The following is a 16585-nucleotide window of genomic DNA, read 5'->3' as shown; positions in this document are numbered from 1 at the left end:
GGCCCACCGGCCCCGCACCGGCCCACCGGCCCCACGCCGGGACGGCGGTGGCGAGCACCCCGGCCGGCCAAGGCCGGACGGAGTCCCGCGCAGCGGTGCGGGGCTGCGCGTCGGGAAGGTGGCGGCGGGTCGCCGGAGGTCAGCGGCAGATGGCCAGCGCGTCCAGCGCCACCGCGCCCTGTCCTCGGGGGAGGACCATCAGGGGGTTGATGTCCAGCTCGGAGAGTTCGTCGCCCAGTTCCATCGCCATCCGCTGGACCCGGAGGATGACCTCCACCAGCGCGTCGACGTCGGCGGGAGGCGCCCCCCGTACGCCCTCCAGCAGCGCGTGCCCGCGGAGTTCCCCGAGCATGGCCCGGGCCTGGTCCTCCCCGAAGGGCGGGACCCGGACGGCCACGTCGTGCAGGACCTCCACCAGGACGCCGCCCAGCCCCACCGTCACCGTCGGGCCGAAGAGTTCGTCCTGGGTGACCCCGACGACCATTTCGACGCCGCGCTCCACCATCTGGCAGACGAGGATCCCGTCCAGGGGGACGTTCTCGTAGCGGGCGATGTCCGTCAGTTCGCGGTAGGCGTCGCGGATCTGGCTCGCCGAGGTCAGGCCGATCTTGACCAGGCCCAGTTCCGTTTTGTGCGCGAGCTGAGGGCCCGAGGCCTTCATGACGACGGGGTAGCCGACCAGCCCGGCCGCCCGTACGGCCGCTGCGGCGCTGGTCACCAGTTGTTCGCGGGGCACCCGTATCCCGTAGGCGCGCAGGAGCTGCTTCGCCGCGTGTTCGCTGAGCTGCTGGCCCGGACGCATGAGGGCCTGGGCCTTGCGGAAGGAGGGTGAGGTGGTGCGCGGGGCGTCCTCGAAGGGGGAGCGGTAGGAGGAGGTGAAGCGGTGGTGGCCTAGGTACGCGCGGACGGCGGTGATGCAGTTGCCGAAGGTGCGGAAGGTCGCGACCCGGGAGGAGCCGAGGAGCGTGGTGCGGTAGGCCTCCTCCGTGCCGACCGGGGAGCCCCAGATCACGCAGATCAGCTTGTCGGTCTGCTCGGCCGCGTCCACCAGGTCCTGGGCGAGTTTGTCGCTCATGGGGGGGAAGGGGCCCGTTATCGGACAGATCAGGACGCCTACCGAGGGGTCCGCGAGGATGGCGTCGATGATTTTGCGGCCTCGCCAGTCGCCCACCGGGTGGCCGCCGTTGTCGACGGGGTTGGAGACGCCCAGGTACTCCGGGATCCACTGGTGCAGCTCGTCCTGTTTGGCCTGGGAGAGGGTGGGGATGCTGAGCCCCGCCTCGGTCGCCAGGTCGGAGAAGTGGGCTCCGGTGCCGCCGGAGATGGAGTAGACGACCACTCCGTCGGCGAGGGGCTTTCGGGCGCGGGCCAGGAGGGCCGCGGTGTCCTGGAGTTCGTCGAGGCCGTCGACGCGGATGACGCCGAACTGCCGCATGGCGGCGTCGACGACGGTGTCCGCGCCGGTCAGCTTCCCGGTGTGCGAGGCGGCCATGCGGGCGCCGGTCTCGGTGCGGCCGACCTTGACGGCGACGACGGGGACGCCGTTGCGGGCGGCCCGGTCGGCGGCGAGCAGGAACTGCCGGCCGTCCTTGAGGCCCTCCACGTAGCAGGCGATGGCTCCGACTTCGGGCTGCTCGGCGAAGTAGGAGATGAAGTCGGAGGTTTCGAGGTCGGCCTCGTTGCCGGTGGGCGCCCAGTGGGAGAGGCGGATGCCCAGCTCCTGGAGGGTATAGACCGGCCGGCCCTGGTGGCCGGACTGGGTGATGAGTGCGATGGCCGGGCCGTCGAGGTCCTCGCGGAACTTCTCGAAGGCGTTCAGGTTCGTGTTGGGCCCGAGGAGGCGCAGGCCCGAGCGCCGTACGGCGGCGCCCAGGCGGGCCTGCGCGGCGGCGCCCTCGTCGCCGGTCTCGGCGAAGCCGGAGGCGAAGGCGACCGCGAATTTCACCTTGGCTTCGGCCAGTTGCTCCACGATGGGGAGCGGATCGGCTACGAGGAGGACCGCGAGGTCCACCTGTTCGGGCAGGTCGGCCACGGAGGCGTGGCACGGCAGCCCGAAGACCGTGGCTCGGGTGGGGTGCACGGGGTGCAGCCGGGCACCGACGCGTTCCGCCCAGGCGATGAGCTGGCGGGTGATGCCGGTGTTCGGTCTGCCGTCGGCGTCCGAGGCGCCGATGACCGCCACGGACTCGGGCCGGAAGAACCGGTCCAGGTCGGGGGCGTCGGCGTGCAGGGGCCGACCGCTGACGTCCAGCGCGACCGTGTCCTCGGCGGACGGAGCCGCTGTGGAGTGGACGGCCGTCCTGGGGGTCTCCCCGCAGGCCTCGACACGTGCGCGGAAGTCGGTGGTGAGGGTGCCGTGAGTAGATCCAAGCATCGTTCCGCCCGCTCCTGCTCGATGAACCTCGACGAATCTCAATAACTGACGCGTAGTCAGATTACTGAACTGACGTGCCGTCAGGAACAGGGATGCACAGGAAAGCTGGTGGAGGTGATGTGTGGAACGTTCGCGGCCCGGTTCCCGGGCACACCTCAGGGCGGTCCCGGGGTGGTCCCGGGCCGGCTTCCGGTATGCCGTCCGGGGCCGTCCAGGGAACGGTCTCAGATCACCGGGAGCCGGTCCAGACCAGTATTCGGCCGAGGTCAGGGGGCCGTGGCGGCCGGAGCTCCTCACCACTCCCTGGGGGCGATGAGCTCCTCGATGTCCGCGTCCGCGAATCCGTACGCCGAGGCCACGAACGTGAAGTCCTCGGCTATCTCCTCGCGCGCCACGGTCTCGATTTCGCTCCCCGCGGCCTCGAACTCCGTCTCCAGCAGGTTGAACTCCTCGGTCGCCGCCCCCGTCAGCACGTACAGCGCGGCCAGGTCCGAGGGCTGCTCGGCCTCGATGCGCGCGCACAGGCGGAGCAGGATGGCCCGGCCCTTGTCGAGGACGCGATCGGGGTAGTACGCGTCCCCTTGGAGTGATCTCCCGGCTGAGGCCGGGAGATTCCTGCTTACCTTGCGGTAGCGGGCTTGACGCGTTTGGCGCGCCTGACGACTGCCCTCCCGGCAGCCGGGATGAGCGCGAGGCCCATCCGGTAGAGGTGCAAGACGTTGCGGGCTGCGTTGTGGTCGGCGTTGCCCGACCAACCGCAGTCCGGGTTCTTGCACACGAACACGGCCTGCGACTCCCGGCTGCCCGGGGTGGTCAAGCCGCAGACTGAGCAGCGCCGGGAGGTGCCAGGGGCGGGGACCCTTACCAGGGTGCCGGCGTGCCGGGCGGTCTTGTACGTCAGCATGGCGACCGTGCGGCCCCACGCCTCCCCGCTGATGGAGCGGTTCAGCCCGGACTTCTGGGCGACGTTCTTCCCCGGCTCCTCGATGGTTCCTCTGGCCGACTTGACCACGTTCGTGATGGTGAGTGCTTCGACCACGACGGTGCCGTAGGTGCGGGCGATGGTGGTGGTCGTCTGGTGCTGCCAGTCCAGGGCTCTGCGTTTGGCTTTCGCGCGGAGTCCTGCGATCTGGTCGTAGGTGTGGTGCAGCCGGCGGCTGGTGTGCTCGCCGGGCTTGCGGTGTGCCTTGCGCTGGGCGGCGCGCTGCTCCAGACGCAGAAGCTTCGCCTGCTCCTTGCCGGTCAGCCAATCGTCGTGCTCGTAGGTCCCGCCGTCGGAGAGCGCGATCGGGACGGTGACGCCCACGTCGATGCCGACGTCCGACCCCTGGTGGCGGTCGGGCTTGGCCTCCAGGGCCTGGACGCGGAAGGCGATGTGCCAGCCCAGCGCGTCCTTGACCAGCCGGGCCCCGGTGATCCGGTTCTGCCCGTCGGCGTGCTTGCCGACGGGCAGGTCCTTGGTCCACCGGAAGCGGACCCGGCCCACCTTGGGGACATTGGCCATGCCCCAGCGGCGGTGCACCCGGGTGATGTTCAGGTCCCGGCCCTGCGGAATGTCCACGGACATCACCGTGCGGAACCGCCCTTTGAAATTCGGCGCGTCGGCGCGGCCGTCCCAGCAGTTCTTCCACGCCTGGAAATACGTCTTCAACACCGCTTGCGCGGCCTGGGCCGGAAGAGCAGCAAGAAAATCGATGTCCTCGCGGGCCTGCCGGATCGCAGCATCCGCATGTCCGAGGGTCCGCTTCTCCTTCGGCATCATCTGCCACCACGCGTGGAGCAGGTTCCACATCGTGCGGGCCGCGTGCGCCTGGCCATCAGTCTTCAACACCCCGGCAGGCGACAGCGCGAGCCGGGCACGGTGCCCGAACCGCCGTTCAATCAGGGTGTCTTGATTCACGGCCGGGAACCTAGCATTGTTTTATGTCACCGCGCTGGAGCCCTCATCCCGATGCCAGAACCGGTCGCCATGTTGTCTACAACCTGCACGCTCGCTTGGTTTTCGTCACCAAGTACCGGCGGAAAGTGTTCACTGACGCCATGCTGACCCGCACCGAAGAGATCAAGCGGGAGGCCTGCGACGACTTTCGAGGCCGAGCTGAAAGCAGTTCAACGGCGAACAAGACCACGTCCACCGAAAATCGGCAGCGTACCGTCTGGCCGTCACCCCGGAGAGGCAGAGCACTCCGGCGCTGCACCAGTGTGGGGGGCGGGGGCCAGGGGCCGGTGCAGGGCTGATGGGCGGGCCCTGCGTGCGATGCGCTTGGCGATCTTCTCGGCGTCCAGGGACAGTTCGCGGAGGTTGCCGCTGATGGGGTTGGTGAAACCGGTGAAATAGAGGCCCGGGGCGTCGGGCGGGGTGTTCGCGCCGTGTGTGCGGGGGCGGCCCCGGTCGTCCAGTACGTCGAGGCCGGCGACCAGGCCATCCAGGGCGCGGCGGTAGCCGGTGGCCGCGATCACGGCGTCGGGGGTGATCCGCGAGCCGTCCGCGAGGACCACCTCGGCTCCGTCGAAGGAGTCGACGGCGGCCACGGGCTCCACCCGGCCCGTGCGGACCGCGTCGATCAGGCCGACGTCCTGGAGCGGGATCGACCCCTGCTTGACCCTGCTGTAGAGGCCGGTGGTGGGGCGCGGGAGTCCGTACGCGGACAGGTCCGGGACCGAGGCCTTGCCGACGATCGCACCGAGCCGGTCGACGAGCCGGACGGGCAGGTGCCGGACAAGGATCCCGGTCCGCTGCGAGGGCCAGCCGGCGGTGGAGCGGCGCAGGATGTGCGGGGCCGTGCGCACCGCGAGGCGGACCCGGGCGGCGCCGCCTTCGGCGAGGTCGACGGCTATCTCGGCGCCGGTGTTGCCGACGCCGACGACGAGGACGTCCTGGCCGGCGTAGGGGACGGGGTTGCGGTACTCGGCGGCGTGGGCGAGGGGGCCCGGGTAGGTGTCCCGGCCGGGCCAGTCGGGGATGAGGGGGGTGTGGTTGTACCCGGTCGCGACCACGACCGCCCGGGCCGCCATGACGCGGCCGCCGGTGGCGTGCAGGGTCCAGCCGGGGGCGTCGGGGAGGGAGTCCGCGGAGTCCGTGGGGTTCTTGGAGGGCTCGATGCGGGTCACCTCGATGCCGGTGGCGATCTCCAGCTCGTGGAACTCGGCGTACTTCTCCAGGTAGCGCACCACGTTCTCGCGGGCCACCCAGCGCCCGAAGCGGCGCGGCATGGCCAGGCCCGGGAGGGCGGAGAGCCGGCGCGTGGTGTGCAGGTGGAGGCGGTCGTAGTGCCGCCGCCAGGAAGCGCCGACCGATTCCGACTTCTCCACGACCACCGCGCGGATCCCGCGGGCGCGCAGCGCGGCGGCGACGGCGAGGCCGCCGGGGCCGGCGCCGATCACGTAGACCGGGCGGGGCTGGGTGGACAGATCGGGTGCTGTGGGGACTCCGGGCATGAGGTGTGAGCGTATCGCCGCACGGGGGCGGTGGGTCTCGGACGAGGAGGGAATCGGTTGCGGATCGATTACGGGGAGTGGTGGGGGGAGTGGGGAGTCGTGGGGGGAGTGGTGGGGCGTGGTGGTGCGTGGCGAGGGGTGGTGGGGGGTGGTGGTGCGTGGCGAGGGGTGGTGGGCGGGTGGCGGTGGGCGGGGGCTTGTGGGATGGGGTGGGATCCGGTGAACTGACGGTACGTCAGGTAAGTGTGCCCGGAGGAGTGGTGTCGTGAGTACTGGAGCCGGTACGGCTGCGCGGTTCGACCTGCCGGAGATCGACGACTTCACGCGTCCCTACTGGGAGGCGGCGGCGGAGGGGCGGCTGTTGCTGCGCCGCTGCGGGGAGTGCGGCAAGGCGCACCACTACCCGCGGGAGTTCTGCCCGGCCTGCTGGGCGGGGGAGGACCGGGTGGCGTGGGAGACGGCGAGCGGGCGGGCCACGCTCTACACCTGGTCGGTGATCCACCGCAACGACCTGCCGCCCTTCGGGGAGCGGGTGCCGTACGTGGCGGCGGTGGTGGACCTCGCGGAGGGGCCGCGGATGATGACCGAGGTCGTGGGCGGCGTGGCCGGCGTTGGCGGGGAGGGGCTGGAGCTGTGCGTGGGCATGGACCTGGAGGTGACCTTCCGGGAGGCGGCGGAGGGTATCTGGGTGGCGGTGTTCACCCCGACGGAGGCGGCGGCCTGACGGCCGTCACCGGCCTTCGGTCCGCCGGCGACGCTGTGCCGCCGGTCCCCGCCCGTCAGGGTCGATGGGCGCGCACAGCCAGCAGGTAGCCGGCCTGGAAGCGGCTCTGGGCGCCCAGTTCGACCATGATGTCGGCGACGTGCCGGCGGCAGGTGCGGACGGACATGCCCAGGCGTGTGGCGATGGAGGCATCGGTCATGCCTTCCATGAGCAGGCGGACGATGGCCTGACGGACGTCGTCCGCGATCTCGCTCCGGGTGCCGAAGGCCACCGCGAAGGGTTCGGCGGCCAGCCACAGCCGTTCGTACGTCTCCTTGACGAACGCCACCACGCTCCGCTCGCGCACGACGGCCGCGGCGTGGGGGTTGCCCGGTACCGAGATGACCGCCGTCTCCTCGTCGAAGACGAGGAGACGGCTGAAGTGGTCGTCGAGGGTGCGGACGTGCGCGCCCAGCCGTGTGAGGTGCTCGACGTACTCTCCCGTGCCCGCGCTGAAGCGGGCGGTGTGCTGGTAGAGGACGCGCATCTTCACGCCGCGTTCGAGGGCGGCCTGGTCCCGGGGGGCGGCCTCGGTGAGGATGTCCACCTGGCGCGCCCCGCCCGGCTGGGCGGTGAGGATCTCGTCGCGGGCGTGCGCGGTCAGGTCCGCGATGGCGGACCGGGCCTGTGTGAGGTCCTCCAGGATCTCGAACCGGTTCTGGCTCTCGCGCAGGGCTCGGCCCGCCTCGAAGACGGGGAGCAGGGACATGATGGACGCGCGGGCCTCCTCGGCGAGGGCCCGGCGGGCGCGGATCTCGCGTTCGAGGGGGAAGACGACTCCGGCGACCGCTTCGTCGGGCGCGACCGCGCGGAACGTGCTCCCGGGTGCGCCGCGCAAAAGGCCCATGGCGAGCAGCCTCTCCATGGCGGCGTCGGCGAGCGGGTCGGGCAGTCCTGTGGCGGCTCCGATGCCGTTGGCCGAGAAGTTCTGCCCATTGCTGTGATCCAGCGCATATTCATACACGCGCTGGAGGACTTCCTGGTCCACACCAAGCGAATCCATTTGCGCCACTCTGCCTCCTATTTACCCGGTTCAGGAGGTGTCATCATCCTGCCATGCAACTTGATGATCCTCTTTATGCGCGCAATATCCATACGCGGGCTGGCATGGTGATCCATCTCGCCTCCATCGACGCAAAGGAGCCTCCGTGGTGGAGAGGTGAACAGTAGTCAATGTATAGGTGAACTTCGATCATGAAACTTTTGCGCAATGTAGTTCTCGCCGCATGGACGCTGACCCTGACCGTCGGCGCCGTGGCGGCTCTGAGCGGCACCGCGTCCGCCGCCACCGCCACCGCGTCCACCGCCACCGGCGGCGTTGGCGCGTACGACACCGGCTGGGGCTGAGCAGCCCCCGCTCCACCTCCTACTTCCCGCCTCCCTCCCACCCCGCGACCGCATGTCGACGCTGCGTCGCGGAGGGCACGGATTCCGAGGCTCCCGCACCCTTCACCGGATGTACTGGCGCACTGCTACGGGCGGCCGACCGTTCCCTTGCCGTGCCTGCGTGCGCCCTTTCCGGGTATCAGGAACAGGCGACCCCATGATTCTCACTGGGACCGAGATCGAGCGTGAACGCACGAACGGTCGTATAACGATCGAGCCGTTCACCCCCGAGCAGGTCAATCCCAACAGCTATAACTTCCGCCTCGGCAAGACCCTCCGGGTCTACCAGGACATGCCGCTCGACGCCCGGCGCACCAACGACTTCGAAGAGATCGAGATCCCGGACGACGGCTACGTCCTGGAGCCCGGCCGGCTGTACCTGGCCCACACCATCGAGAAGCTCGGCAGCGAGCACTACGCGCCCACGTTCGCGGCGCGCTCGTCCGTGGCCCGCCTCGGCCTCTTCATCAACCTCTCCGCGAGCCTGGGCGACATCGGCTACACCGGCCAGTGGACGCTGCAGCTCTACAGCATGAACCGGGTCCGCGTGTACCCGGGCATCAACATCGGTCAGATGATGTGGTGGCGGCCGCAGGGCGAGATCGTCCTCTACGACGGCAAGTACCAGGGGTCCGTCGGCCCCCGGTCCAGTGACATCCATGTCGACTTCGACAAGCAGTTCGCCCGCCAGCGCTTCCCCGGCCTCGGTGCGACCTTCGAGCCGAACGAGGTGGGCCCCAAGTTCGACCAGCTCAGCCGCTCCAGTCACGACTTCACGGTCCCGACCGCCTTCTGCGTGCCGGCGGGGGAGTTCACGGACGCGCTCACCGACGAGCAGAACGCGTCGCTCGTCGACGCCTTCGCCGACCTCAAGGCCACCGTCGGCGCCTTCTTCACGGACTCCGTCTCGCGCATCCAGAAGACCGGCGCCGAGATCCACGTCCCGGAGCAGGCCCGCACCCTCCTCGCCGCCCGTCTCCACGAACTCTTCGGTGACTCCGACGTGGAGCTCGCGGTCCGCTCCTCGGGCCTCGACGAGGACACCGAGGGCTCCAGCCTCGCCGGTGTGCACCAGTCGATCCTGGGTGTCCGCGGTGCCGACGCGGTGATCGAGGCCATCGAGCAGTGCTGGCGCTCGTACTACGAGGCTCCGGCGGTCGCCGCCCGGGTCCGGGCCGGGAACTTCACCGCCGCGCCCCGCCTCGCGGTGATCGTCCAGCGCCTGATCCGGCCCACGCTCGCCGGTGTCGCCTTCACCGGGCTCGACGGCGCCGACGACGACCGGGTCTCCATCGAGTACGTCGAGGGGCTCGCCGACGAGCTGGTCGCCGGCGTCGCCGTACCGCGCCGCACCGACTCGGCCGAGGTGGCCTCCGGCCCGGCCGCGCAGGCCGCCGCGGACCACCCCGTGCTCGTCGAGGTCGTGGACCTCGTCCGCCGCCTGCGCGAGAGCCGTGGACACGACATCGACGTCGAATGGGCGGCCGACGCCGACGGGGTCCACCTGGTCCAGGTGCGTCCGCTGACCGCGGCCCGCGAGGTGTCCGCCGTCTCCACGGACCCGGTCACCGAGGCACACCGGCTGTACGTCGACGAACTGCCCGCCGGCTTCAACCTCGGCGCGGTGGCCGCCGTCTACAGCGGCTACACCGCCAAGCGCGGCCCCGCCCACCGGATGGCCCACGCGCAGCAGGTCTCCACCGGTGCCGGCTGGGTCATCCGCTTCAACGGCCGCGGCCTGCACGGCGAGACCACGGCCGAGGCCCTGCGCCGCACCCTGTCCGGCGGCACCGACGAGTGCGTCCTGGACTTCGGCGAGACCCTGCGTCAGATCGTGGTGCCCAAGGAAGAGGTCCTCGGTCAGCTCGCCGTCGCGACGGGCGTCACCGCGGACGGCACGGCCCTGCACACCGTGGTCGTACGCGACTTCATCCGCGGTGAACTCGGCGTGATCTCCCGCCGGGCCGGGGAGACGGGCCTGGTCGTCGAGTACACGGACGAGGGCCTGATGGCCCTCAACCGCGGCACCGCCGGCGGCGAGACGATCGTCGTCAAGGACGTGGCGGCCGGCTACGACGACCCGGACAACGCGAGCTTCCCCGCAGCCGGAGCCGTCCTGCGCCCGCACCTCGACGAGATCGCCCGCTTCACCGCCGCCATGCACGCCAAGCACGGTCCGGTCACCCTGGAATGGGTCTTCGACAAGGGCACCCTCTACTTCGTCGACTACTCGGTGCTCGGCGGCGACGACACCGTCACCGTCGCCCACGGCGAGGTCTGCATCTCACCCGGCACGGCCCGCGGGCCGCTGCTGCGCCTGGACGACGACGCGCTGCTGCGCCGGCTCTCCATCGGTCCGGCCGTGAGCATCGACAAGTCGCAGGACGTCAGCGAGCACGAGGGCCTGGCCCGGATCCTCGACCTGGTCGCGTCGTACGACGAGAAGCCCGTCATCAGCGCCTCCCGGCCGTACGCCGTCCTGTCGGTGCTCATCGAGCACGTCGCCGGATTCGTCTTCGACCAGGGATCCGCGCTGGGCCACCTGGCGATTCTGCTGCGCGAGGCCCGGATCCCCGCGGTGACGGCCGCCGGGATCAGCGGAGCCGAGGCAGTCATCAGCGACGGCACGGTCGCCACGACCGGCCGCAAGGGAGAGTGAACGTGAGCGCCACCCCCGCACCGACGACCACGCCGGCCGTCGGCCGCCGCGCCTGGCTGGCCCTGGGCGGGCTCCACCTGCTCAACGGCACGGCGCCCCTGTCCGACTCCGACGCGATCGTCCTCGTAGAGCTCGACGCTCCGCTGGAGCAGTCCTTCCCCAGCAACACGGTCGTCCTGGAATGGGACCGCCTCGGACTCCTCGAACTGTCCGCCCGAACCGTCGACGGCACCCGCCGGCACACGGCCAAGGCCCGGGGCGACCAGCTCTTCCCCGGCATGCTGCCGGGCGCCGAGCTGCGCGCCGCGGCGACCGCCGTCACGGGCCGTGAAACCGGCCCGCTGGTCCCGCTGTTCTACGTCACGGCGGACGGTGACAGGGCCCACGTGCACAGCCAGATCCGGTTCCTCGCCGAGGACGCCTGCTTCATCCGGATCACCCCGGAGCCGGTGGCCACCTCCGAGGTCGAGGAGCTGGGCTGGCTCGCGGAGGCGGTCCGCCTGCACGCGGAGCAGTTCCTCTTCCTCAACAACCACCAGCGCTACTACCGCAAGTGCTTCGGCGGCAAGGAGCTGGAGTACAAGTACACGCTCGCCCCGCCCGTCGACACCTGGACGCTGACGGTCGAGCTGTACCAGGAGCTGCTGGCCGGCGGGCTGCCCGGTTACGTCATGGAGTACCGGGACGAGTACCAGGCCTGGGACTACCTGAACCACCTCTTCGAGATCACCGGGCCCGAGGAGGAGCGTGGCTACGCCTCCTTCATCCCCACCACCGACGGCAAGCACCTGCTCAAGCGCAAGTGGTACGCCGAGGACGCCTTCGAGCGCCGCGAGACGCACACCTACGGGCTCGACCTGGAGGACGACGGCCGGTTCGAGGACCACATCCGGGAGGAGCTCGGGGTGCAGGCCGTACGCCTGCCCTCCTTCCGCCGGGTCCGCTACGACATCAACTTCGAGTCGGTGCGCACCGGACACGTCTACGGGATCTTCTTCGACCACTGCAGCCTGGTCGAGGCCCGCGACGTGACTCTCAACCAGTGCGAGCTGGAGTACCTGCGCAGCCGGGTCGCCGTCGAGCCCGACGAGGCCGCGGTGCTGGCCGAGATGACCGAGATCGTCGCCTGGCTGGAGGCGTTCCTGCGGGCCCGCGGCCTCAGCGACGAGCGGGGCTTCTACTCCAAGAGGACCTTCCTCAAGGACGCCGTGGCCGCCCGTCCCGAGCTGGCACGGAAGGTGGGCTGATGGCGGGCGCCGCGGTGCGCGCGGTCCTGCTCGACCTGGAGGGCACCCTGTACGCGCGGGGCGCCGTGATCGAGGGCGCGGTGGAGGCGGTGGCCGCACTGCGCGGACTCGGCGTCGGACTGCGGTTCCTCACCAACACCGACTCCAAGCCGGCGGACCGGATCAGGACCGAACTCGCCGAGTACGGGCTGATCGTGGCGGAGGACGAGCTGTTCACCCCGGTGGTGGCGGCGGCGCAACTCCTCACCGCCGCCGGGGCGCGCACCTACCCGCTCGTCTCGGGCGCACTGCGCGCGGTCCTGCCGACGCTGGCCGCCGAAGCGCCGTACACCCACGTGCTGATCGGCGACTGCCGGGACACGCTGGACTACCCGGCTCTCGACGGCGCCTTCCGCGCCGTGCGCGGTGGTGCCGAGCTGCTCGCGCTCCAGAGCGGCCGCTACTTCAAGCGGGACGACGGCGACCATCTGGACACGGGAGCGGTGGTGGCGGCCGTCGCGTACGCCTCGGGTGTCACCGCCCGGGTGCTGGGGAAGCCGGCCACCGACTTCTTCGAGCTCGCGGCCCGGTCCCTGGACGTGCCGGTCGCCTCCTGCGTGGTGGTCGGCGACGACGCCACGACCGACATCGCCGGCGGTCTCGCCGCGGGCCTGCGGACGGTGCAGGTGCGCACGGGCAAGTACGCGGACCAGCGGGCTGAGGGCCTCACCGGCCGGGCCACCCACGAGATCGGTTCCGTGGCCGTGCTGCCCGCGCTGATACGGGAGTTGGTCGCCGGATGACGGTGTACTGGGTGGTCTGGGACGCCGGGGCGCACTGGATCGTGGACCGGCTGGAGCGGGAGGGCGCCCTGCCCGCCCTCAGCCGGATGCGCGAGCGGGGGGTCTTCGCGGCCGCCCGGCCCGCGCACCCCAACTGCCAGACCCCGCCGTCGCTGGCGACCCTGTTCACGGGGACCTGGCCCAGCGAGCACAAGGTCACGGGATACACCGTGCCCGGAGCGGGCGAGGGCATCGCCAGCCATGTCAGCGGCTTCTCCCCGGGGTTCCCCGCGGTGGCGCTGGTCTGGGAGGCCCTGTCGGAACACGATCTGACCAGTGCGCTCGTCCACGCTCCCTGGGTCTTCGGCCACGACGGCCAGGTCGGCCCGCACATCAAGGGAGCGGTGGAGGCCTACAGCCGCCGCTCGACCCGGCACGCCGTGCGGGTGCTGGATCCCGGCAGCGGGATCCAGGAGTGGCAGATCGGCGCGTTCCGTGTCGAGGCCGTGGTCGAGTCCTCGTCGGGGTCCGCGGCCGAGGCGGAGCCCTCCGGGCTCGTACGGGTACGGGTGCGGCCCGGGGGAACGCGAGCCGGAGCCGGGCTCGCGGACCGTCACACCGACGGTCTGCTCCTCGGGGCCGGCGCGGGCTGGCAGCCGCTGTGGCTGGACCGGGACCACGGCACGTGGGTGGCCTGTGTCCCGGTCGACGGGCGGCTCCTGCTGGTGCACACCGGCGTCTGGCAGACCCGTACCGGGGGCCGCAACCCCAAGACCCTGCACCGGCTCGCGCTGTGCCCGCCCTTCGCCGGCGAGGGGGTGGGCCCGCTCTACCGCGAGGGGGTCTTCGGTCCCCGGCTGGCGGAGGGCGGGGACGGCAGCGCGGAGGAGGTGTTCCTCTCCTCGGTGGAGTGCGTGGCCCGTTCGTTCGGCGCCGCCGCCGACGCCGTGCTGGAGACGCACGACGCGGATCTGGTGGTCGTCTACCTGCCGATGACGGACGACGTGGGACACGAGCTGCTGGGCTGGTGCGACGAGCGAAGCGCCGCCTACCGGCCGGACATCGCCGAGTCCGTGTGGTCGTACGTCCGCCGCTGCTACCAGTGGTCCGACGCCGTGCTGGGCCGGGTGCTGGACCGGGCCGACGAGGACGACTCCGTGGTGCTCGGCGCGGACCACGGCATGGTGGGCAGCACCCATCTGGTGCACCTCAACGACCAGTTGGTGCGCTCCGGCCTGGCCTGCACCCATGCGGACGGCAGTCTCGACACGGACCGCTCGGAGGTGTTCTACCACCCGGCGAACAACGGCTCTCTGTGGGTCGGCCCGGGCCCCGCCGCCGACCCGGAACGGGCTCGGGCAGCCATGGAGCGGGCCTGCGCCGGCCTCGGTTCCCTCACCGACCCGGACACGGGCCGGCCCGTAGTGGCCGGGTTCCTGCACCGAGACGGTGAACGAGCAGCCGATCCGGCCGCCGATCCGGCCGTCGTCTACGTGGCACTCGCCGACGACTACCAGCCGACCGCCCAGCTGCTGGGCGAGGGCCCGGTGGTGCGCCGGGTCCCCAAGACGGGGGCCCACGTCGTCTACACCGGCGACAGCAGGCTCCACGCCGTGCACGCGGCCGTGGGCCCGGGCATCGCGGCCGGTGTCGACGCGGGGGTCATCGACAACACCCACCCCGCCGCGCTGGTCCTCGGCCAGCTCGGCCTGGGCCGGGCCGCGCCGGGCCCGTACTCCACCAGCACATCCGAACCGACCGACGAAAGGTGACGGCATGCCGTCCGGCTTTCCGCACGTCCTGTCCCCCGACGACCTGACAGCACGCCGCCACGCGCACGTGGCAGCCTTCCTCGCGGGCCGCGCCCTGGACCCCGCGTGGCTGACCGCGGTGATGCGCGACCAGGTCGGCGAGGGCCTGCTGATGTTGACCAGCTCTCCCGTGCACGGGCTGGCCAACCCCACCAGCGACCTCGACTTCATCCGCATCCAGGAGGCCGCGATCGACGGCCCGCGGATCTCCACCAAGATCTTCGAGAACGGGCACCACCTGGAGGTCGTCTCCTTCAGTCAGGCCGAACTCACCTCGAACCTCGATGAGTTGAACCGGCTCGCTGCTCTTCCGGCGGCGGAGACCGTGGCCGGCTTCCGCGCCTGGGACAAGACCCGCGAGCCGCGCCGCAAGCAGACCGAGCGCATCGTCAACGGCATCGCCCTGGACGGGACCGCTCCGTACCTGGAGTGGCTGCCGGCGCTCAGTCGTGTCTGGAGCCGGGCTTCGCTTCAGACCGCCGTCGAGCAGGCCGTGCACGCCGTGCTCGCGGAGGCCGCCGGAGAGACCCGGGGCCGGGTCGGCTACGCGTACAACGTGCTGTTGCACCTGATGGACGCGCTCCTCTCGCACCACGGCGACGTCTACACCACCCGCAAGTGGTACGTGCTGCGCTGGACCCGGCACGTGGCCGCCGGCGACTGGTGCGACGAGCGGCTCCAGGCGGTCGCCTCCGACGTGGAGCGGCTGCGCAAGGGCGTCAACGCCGCCCTCGAACCGGCCGCGGCCGGCGAACCGCTGGCCGGAGCGTTCGCGGCCGTCGTCCTGGACGCCGTACGCGCCACCGGAACCGCCGAGTCGGTCACCGTCGGCGTCGAAGCCACTGGCTCCGTACAGCCCTACCTGGCCGGGGCCTCGCTCCTGCTGGGCTCCGGGAACGCCGTGGTGCTCCCCGGCGTGGCCGCCGGGACCGACCTGCCGCTCACCGGCTCGCCCGTGGCCCTGGACGAGCTGGCCGGGCTCGACGCGAAGGCCGCGGGCACGCTCCTGCGGGCGCTGAGGGCGGGGGCGGCCCGGCTGCGGATCGGCTACGCCGGCGCGGAGGCCGGCCGATGACCACGCACGCAGGCAACACAGCCACGGACAAGGAGCCGGACATGACCGAAGGCCGCACGCCGCGCACCTCGCGGACCGCGACGGAACTCACCGCGTTTCCCTCGGTGCGCGCCGGGCACGTCATGGCGGGCCCGCAGGCCGTCGAGGCCTGGGTGCAGGCCGCGTGGCTGATGCTGGCCGAGGGGCGGGCGTACATCGAGGACCTCGAAGGCGGCACGGAACAGCCGCAGATGCAGCAGGCCGCGAAGCTCCGCTTCCTGGAGCAGCTGCTGGACATCGACCAGCGGCTGGCCGGCCGCGCCCCGGTGGACGACGCACACTGCCTGGCGGTCGCCCTGGAATACGGGATGCGCGAAGTCGTCGACGCCACGGGCCCCGAACTGGCCGCGGTCTTCGGCCTGTACGAGGAGTTCGGCGGCGACAGCTGTGCCGTCGAGGAGATCCACGTCCTGTGGGAGCGGCTGCTCGATGCCTTCCCCGGGGAACTTCCGGACCGACTGGTCGCGGAGGGGCAGCGGGACATGCTCCGGACGCTTCGGACCTGGGCCCGCCTGGCCCGCGCGGCCGGGCTCGACATCGGATTCCTGGCCCCCTTCATGAAGGCCGCCTGAAACAGAGAGGTGAGGTGAACATGCCTGAGATCCAGGCGGAAACGCTGATCGACGGACGGACCCCCGACGACGTGTGGGACCTCGTCAAGAACAGCGGGGGGATCGCGTCGCGGGCCGGGCACGTGGTCGCCGTGACCCCCCAGTCGGCCCAGGAGAAGACCTTCCGCCTCAATGAGTGGAAGGTGCTGCTCAACGGCAGCGAGGTGACCTGGGTCCAGCGCGAGGCGGCCGGCCCCGGCCTGCGGCTGCGATTCGAACAGACCGAGGGCGACCTCGAAGAGCTGTCGGGCGAATGGACGGTCACCGCCGCGCCCACCGGCACCCGGGTCCGCCTCTCCATCGGCTTCGAGCTGGGCATCGACGGACTCGCCCCCCTCCTCGAACCCATATGGGCCCAGTCCCTCCAAGCCCACGCGGACGCGCTGCTGCGCTCCCTGTCGGCCTGCGCCGCATAACCGAG

The 16585-nt window shown here is 71.3% G+C and carries 13 protein-coding genes and 2 pseudogenes; 10 read left to right on the top strand and 5 right to left on the bottom strand.

Going from position 1 to position 16585, the window contains the following annotated elements:
* Positions 1–139: 139 nt before the first annotated feature.
* From MTF69_RS30080 to MTF69_RS30070, 3 genes and pseudogenes are all read right to left on the bottom strand, one after another.
* Positions 140–2374: an acetate--CoA ligase family protein gene (locus MTF69_RS30080; protein WP_243339333.1), complete on the bottom strand. Its 2235-nt coding sequence runs from the start codon at positions 2372–2374 to the stop codon at positions 140–142.
* A gap of 293 nt (positions 2375–2667) precedes the next feature.
* A pseudogene (locus tag MTF69_RS30075) lies at positions 2668–2961 on the bottom strand (DUF5713 family protein); the annotation flags it as partial.
* Between the two features lie 32 nt (positions 2962–2993).
* Positions 2994–4274, bottom strand: a complete 1281-nt coding sequence (locus tag MTF69_RS30070; protein WP_243339332.1) for a transposase — start codon at positions 4272–4274, stop codon at positions 2994–2996.
* Between the two features lie 23 nt (positions 4275–4297).
* Between MTF69_RS30070 and tnpA the strand changes: the two are divergent.
* Positions 4298–4509 (top strand): annotated as a pseudogene (gene tnpA / locus MTF69_RS30065) (IS200/IS605 family transposase); the annotation flags it as partial.
* Positions 4510–4537: 28 nt separating this feature from the next.
* Here the strand turns inward: tnpA and MTF69_RS30060 are convergent.
* On the bottom strand, positions 4538–5812 hold the full coding sequence (locus tag MTF69_RS30060) for an NAD(P)/FAD-dependent oxidoreductase (RefSeq protein ID WP_243339331.1): 1275 nt from the start codon (positions 5810–5812) through the stop codon (positions 4538–4540).
* Positions 5813–6077: 265 nt separating this feature from the next.
* Here MTF69_RS30060 and MTF69_RS30055 point away from each other — a divergent pair, with 265 nt between their 5' ends.
* Positions 6078–6536: an OB-fold domain-containing protein gene (locus MTF69_RS30055; RefSeq protein ID WP_243339330.1), complete on the top strand. Its 459-nt coding sequence runs from the start codon at positions 6078–6080 to the stop codon at positions 6534–6536.
* A 55-nt stretch (positions 6537–6591) separates the two neighbouring features.
* On the opposite strand, the gene MTF69_RS30050 is transcribed toward MTF69_RS30055, so the two are convergent.
* The gene (locus tag MTF69_RS30050) at positions 6592–7578 is read right to left on the bottom strand and encodes a helix-turn-helix domain-containing protein (RefSeq protein ID WP_243339329.1); all 987 of its coding nucleotides are present in this window, start codon (positions 7576–7578) and stop codon (positions 6592–6594) included.
* Positions 7579–7778: 200 nt separating this feature from the next.
* Between MTF69_RS30050 and MTF69_RS30045 the strand changes: the two genes are divergently transcribed.
* From MTF69_RS30045 to MTF69_RS30010, 8 genes are all read left to right on the top strand, one after another.
* Positions 7779–7922, top strand: coding sequence for a hypothetical protein (locus tag MTF69_RS30045; protein ID WP_243339328.1), 144 nt, complete (start codon positions 7779–7781; stop codon positions 7920–7922).
* Between the two features lie 196 nt (positions 7923–8118).
* Positions 8119–10620 (top strand): PEP/pyruvate-binding domain-containing protein, encoded by a 2502-nt coding sequence (locus tag MTF69_RS30040; protein WP_243339327.1) that lies wholly within the window; start codon positions 8119–8121, stop codon positions 10618–10620.
* Between the two features lie 2 nt (positions 10621–10622).
* Positions 10623–11867, top strand: coding sequence for a hypothetical protein (locus MTF69_RS30035; protein ID WP_243339326.1), 1245 nt, complete (start codon positions 10623–10625; stop codon positions 11865–11867).
* Positions 11867–12649, top strand: coding sequence for an HAD-IIA family hydrolase (locus tag MTF69_RS30030; RefSeq protein ID WP_243339325.1), 783 nt, complete (start codon positions 11867–11869; stop codon positions 12647–12649). The genes MTF69_RS30035 and MTF69_RS30030 overlap by 1 nt, the downstream gene beginning before the upstream one ends.
* Positions 12646–14400 (top strand): alkaline phosphatase family protein, encoded by a 1755-nt coding sequence (locus MTF69_RS30025; RefSeq protein WP_243339324.1) that lies wholly within the window; start codon positions 12646–12648, stop codon positions 14398–14400. The genes MTF69_RS30030 and MTF69_RS30025 overlap by 4 nt, the downstream gene beginning before the upstream one ends.
* 4 nt (positions 14401–14404) lie before the next feature.
* Positions 14405–15514 (top strand): DUF6001 family protein, encoded by a 1110-nt coding sequence (locus MTF69_RS30020; RefSeq protein WP_243339323.1) that lies wholly within the window; start codon positions 14405–14407, stop codon positions 15512–15514.
* Positions 15511–16125 (top strand): DUF6031 family protein, encoded by a 615-nt coding sequence (locus MTF69_RS30015; protein ID WP_243339322.1) that lies wholly within the window; start codon positions 15511–15513, stop codon positions 16123–16125. Before MTF69_RS30020 ends, MTF69_RS30015 begins: the two co-directional genes overlap by 4 nt.
* A gap of 20 nt (positions 16126–16145) precedes the next feature.
* A complete protein-coding gene (locus tag MTF69_RS30010) occupies positions 16146–16580 on the top strand; it encodes a type II toxin-antitoxin system RatA family toxin (RefSeq protein WP_243339321.1) in 435 nt (144 codons plus the stop codon).
* Positions 16581–16585: the final 5 nt, after the last annotated feature.

Source organism: Streptomyces sp. AP-93 (assembly GCF_022808175.1).
Classification (GTDB): Bacteria; Actinomycetota; Actinomycetes; order Streptomycetales; family Streptomycetaceae; genus Streptomyces.
The sequence above is the reverse complement of the archived record's forward strand: the minus strand, read 5'-3'. Positions and strand labels throughout refer to the sequence as shown.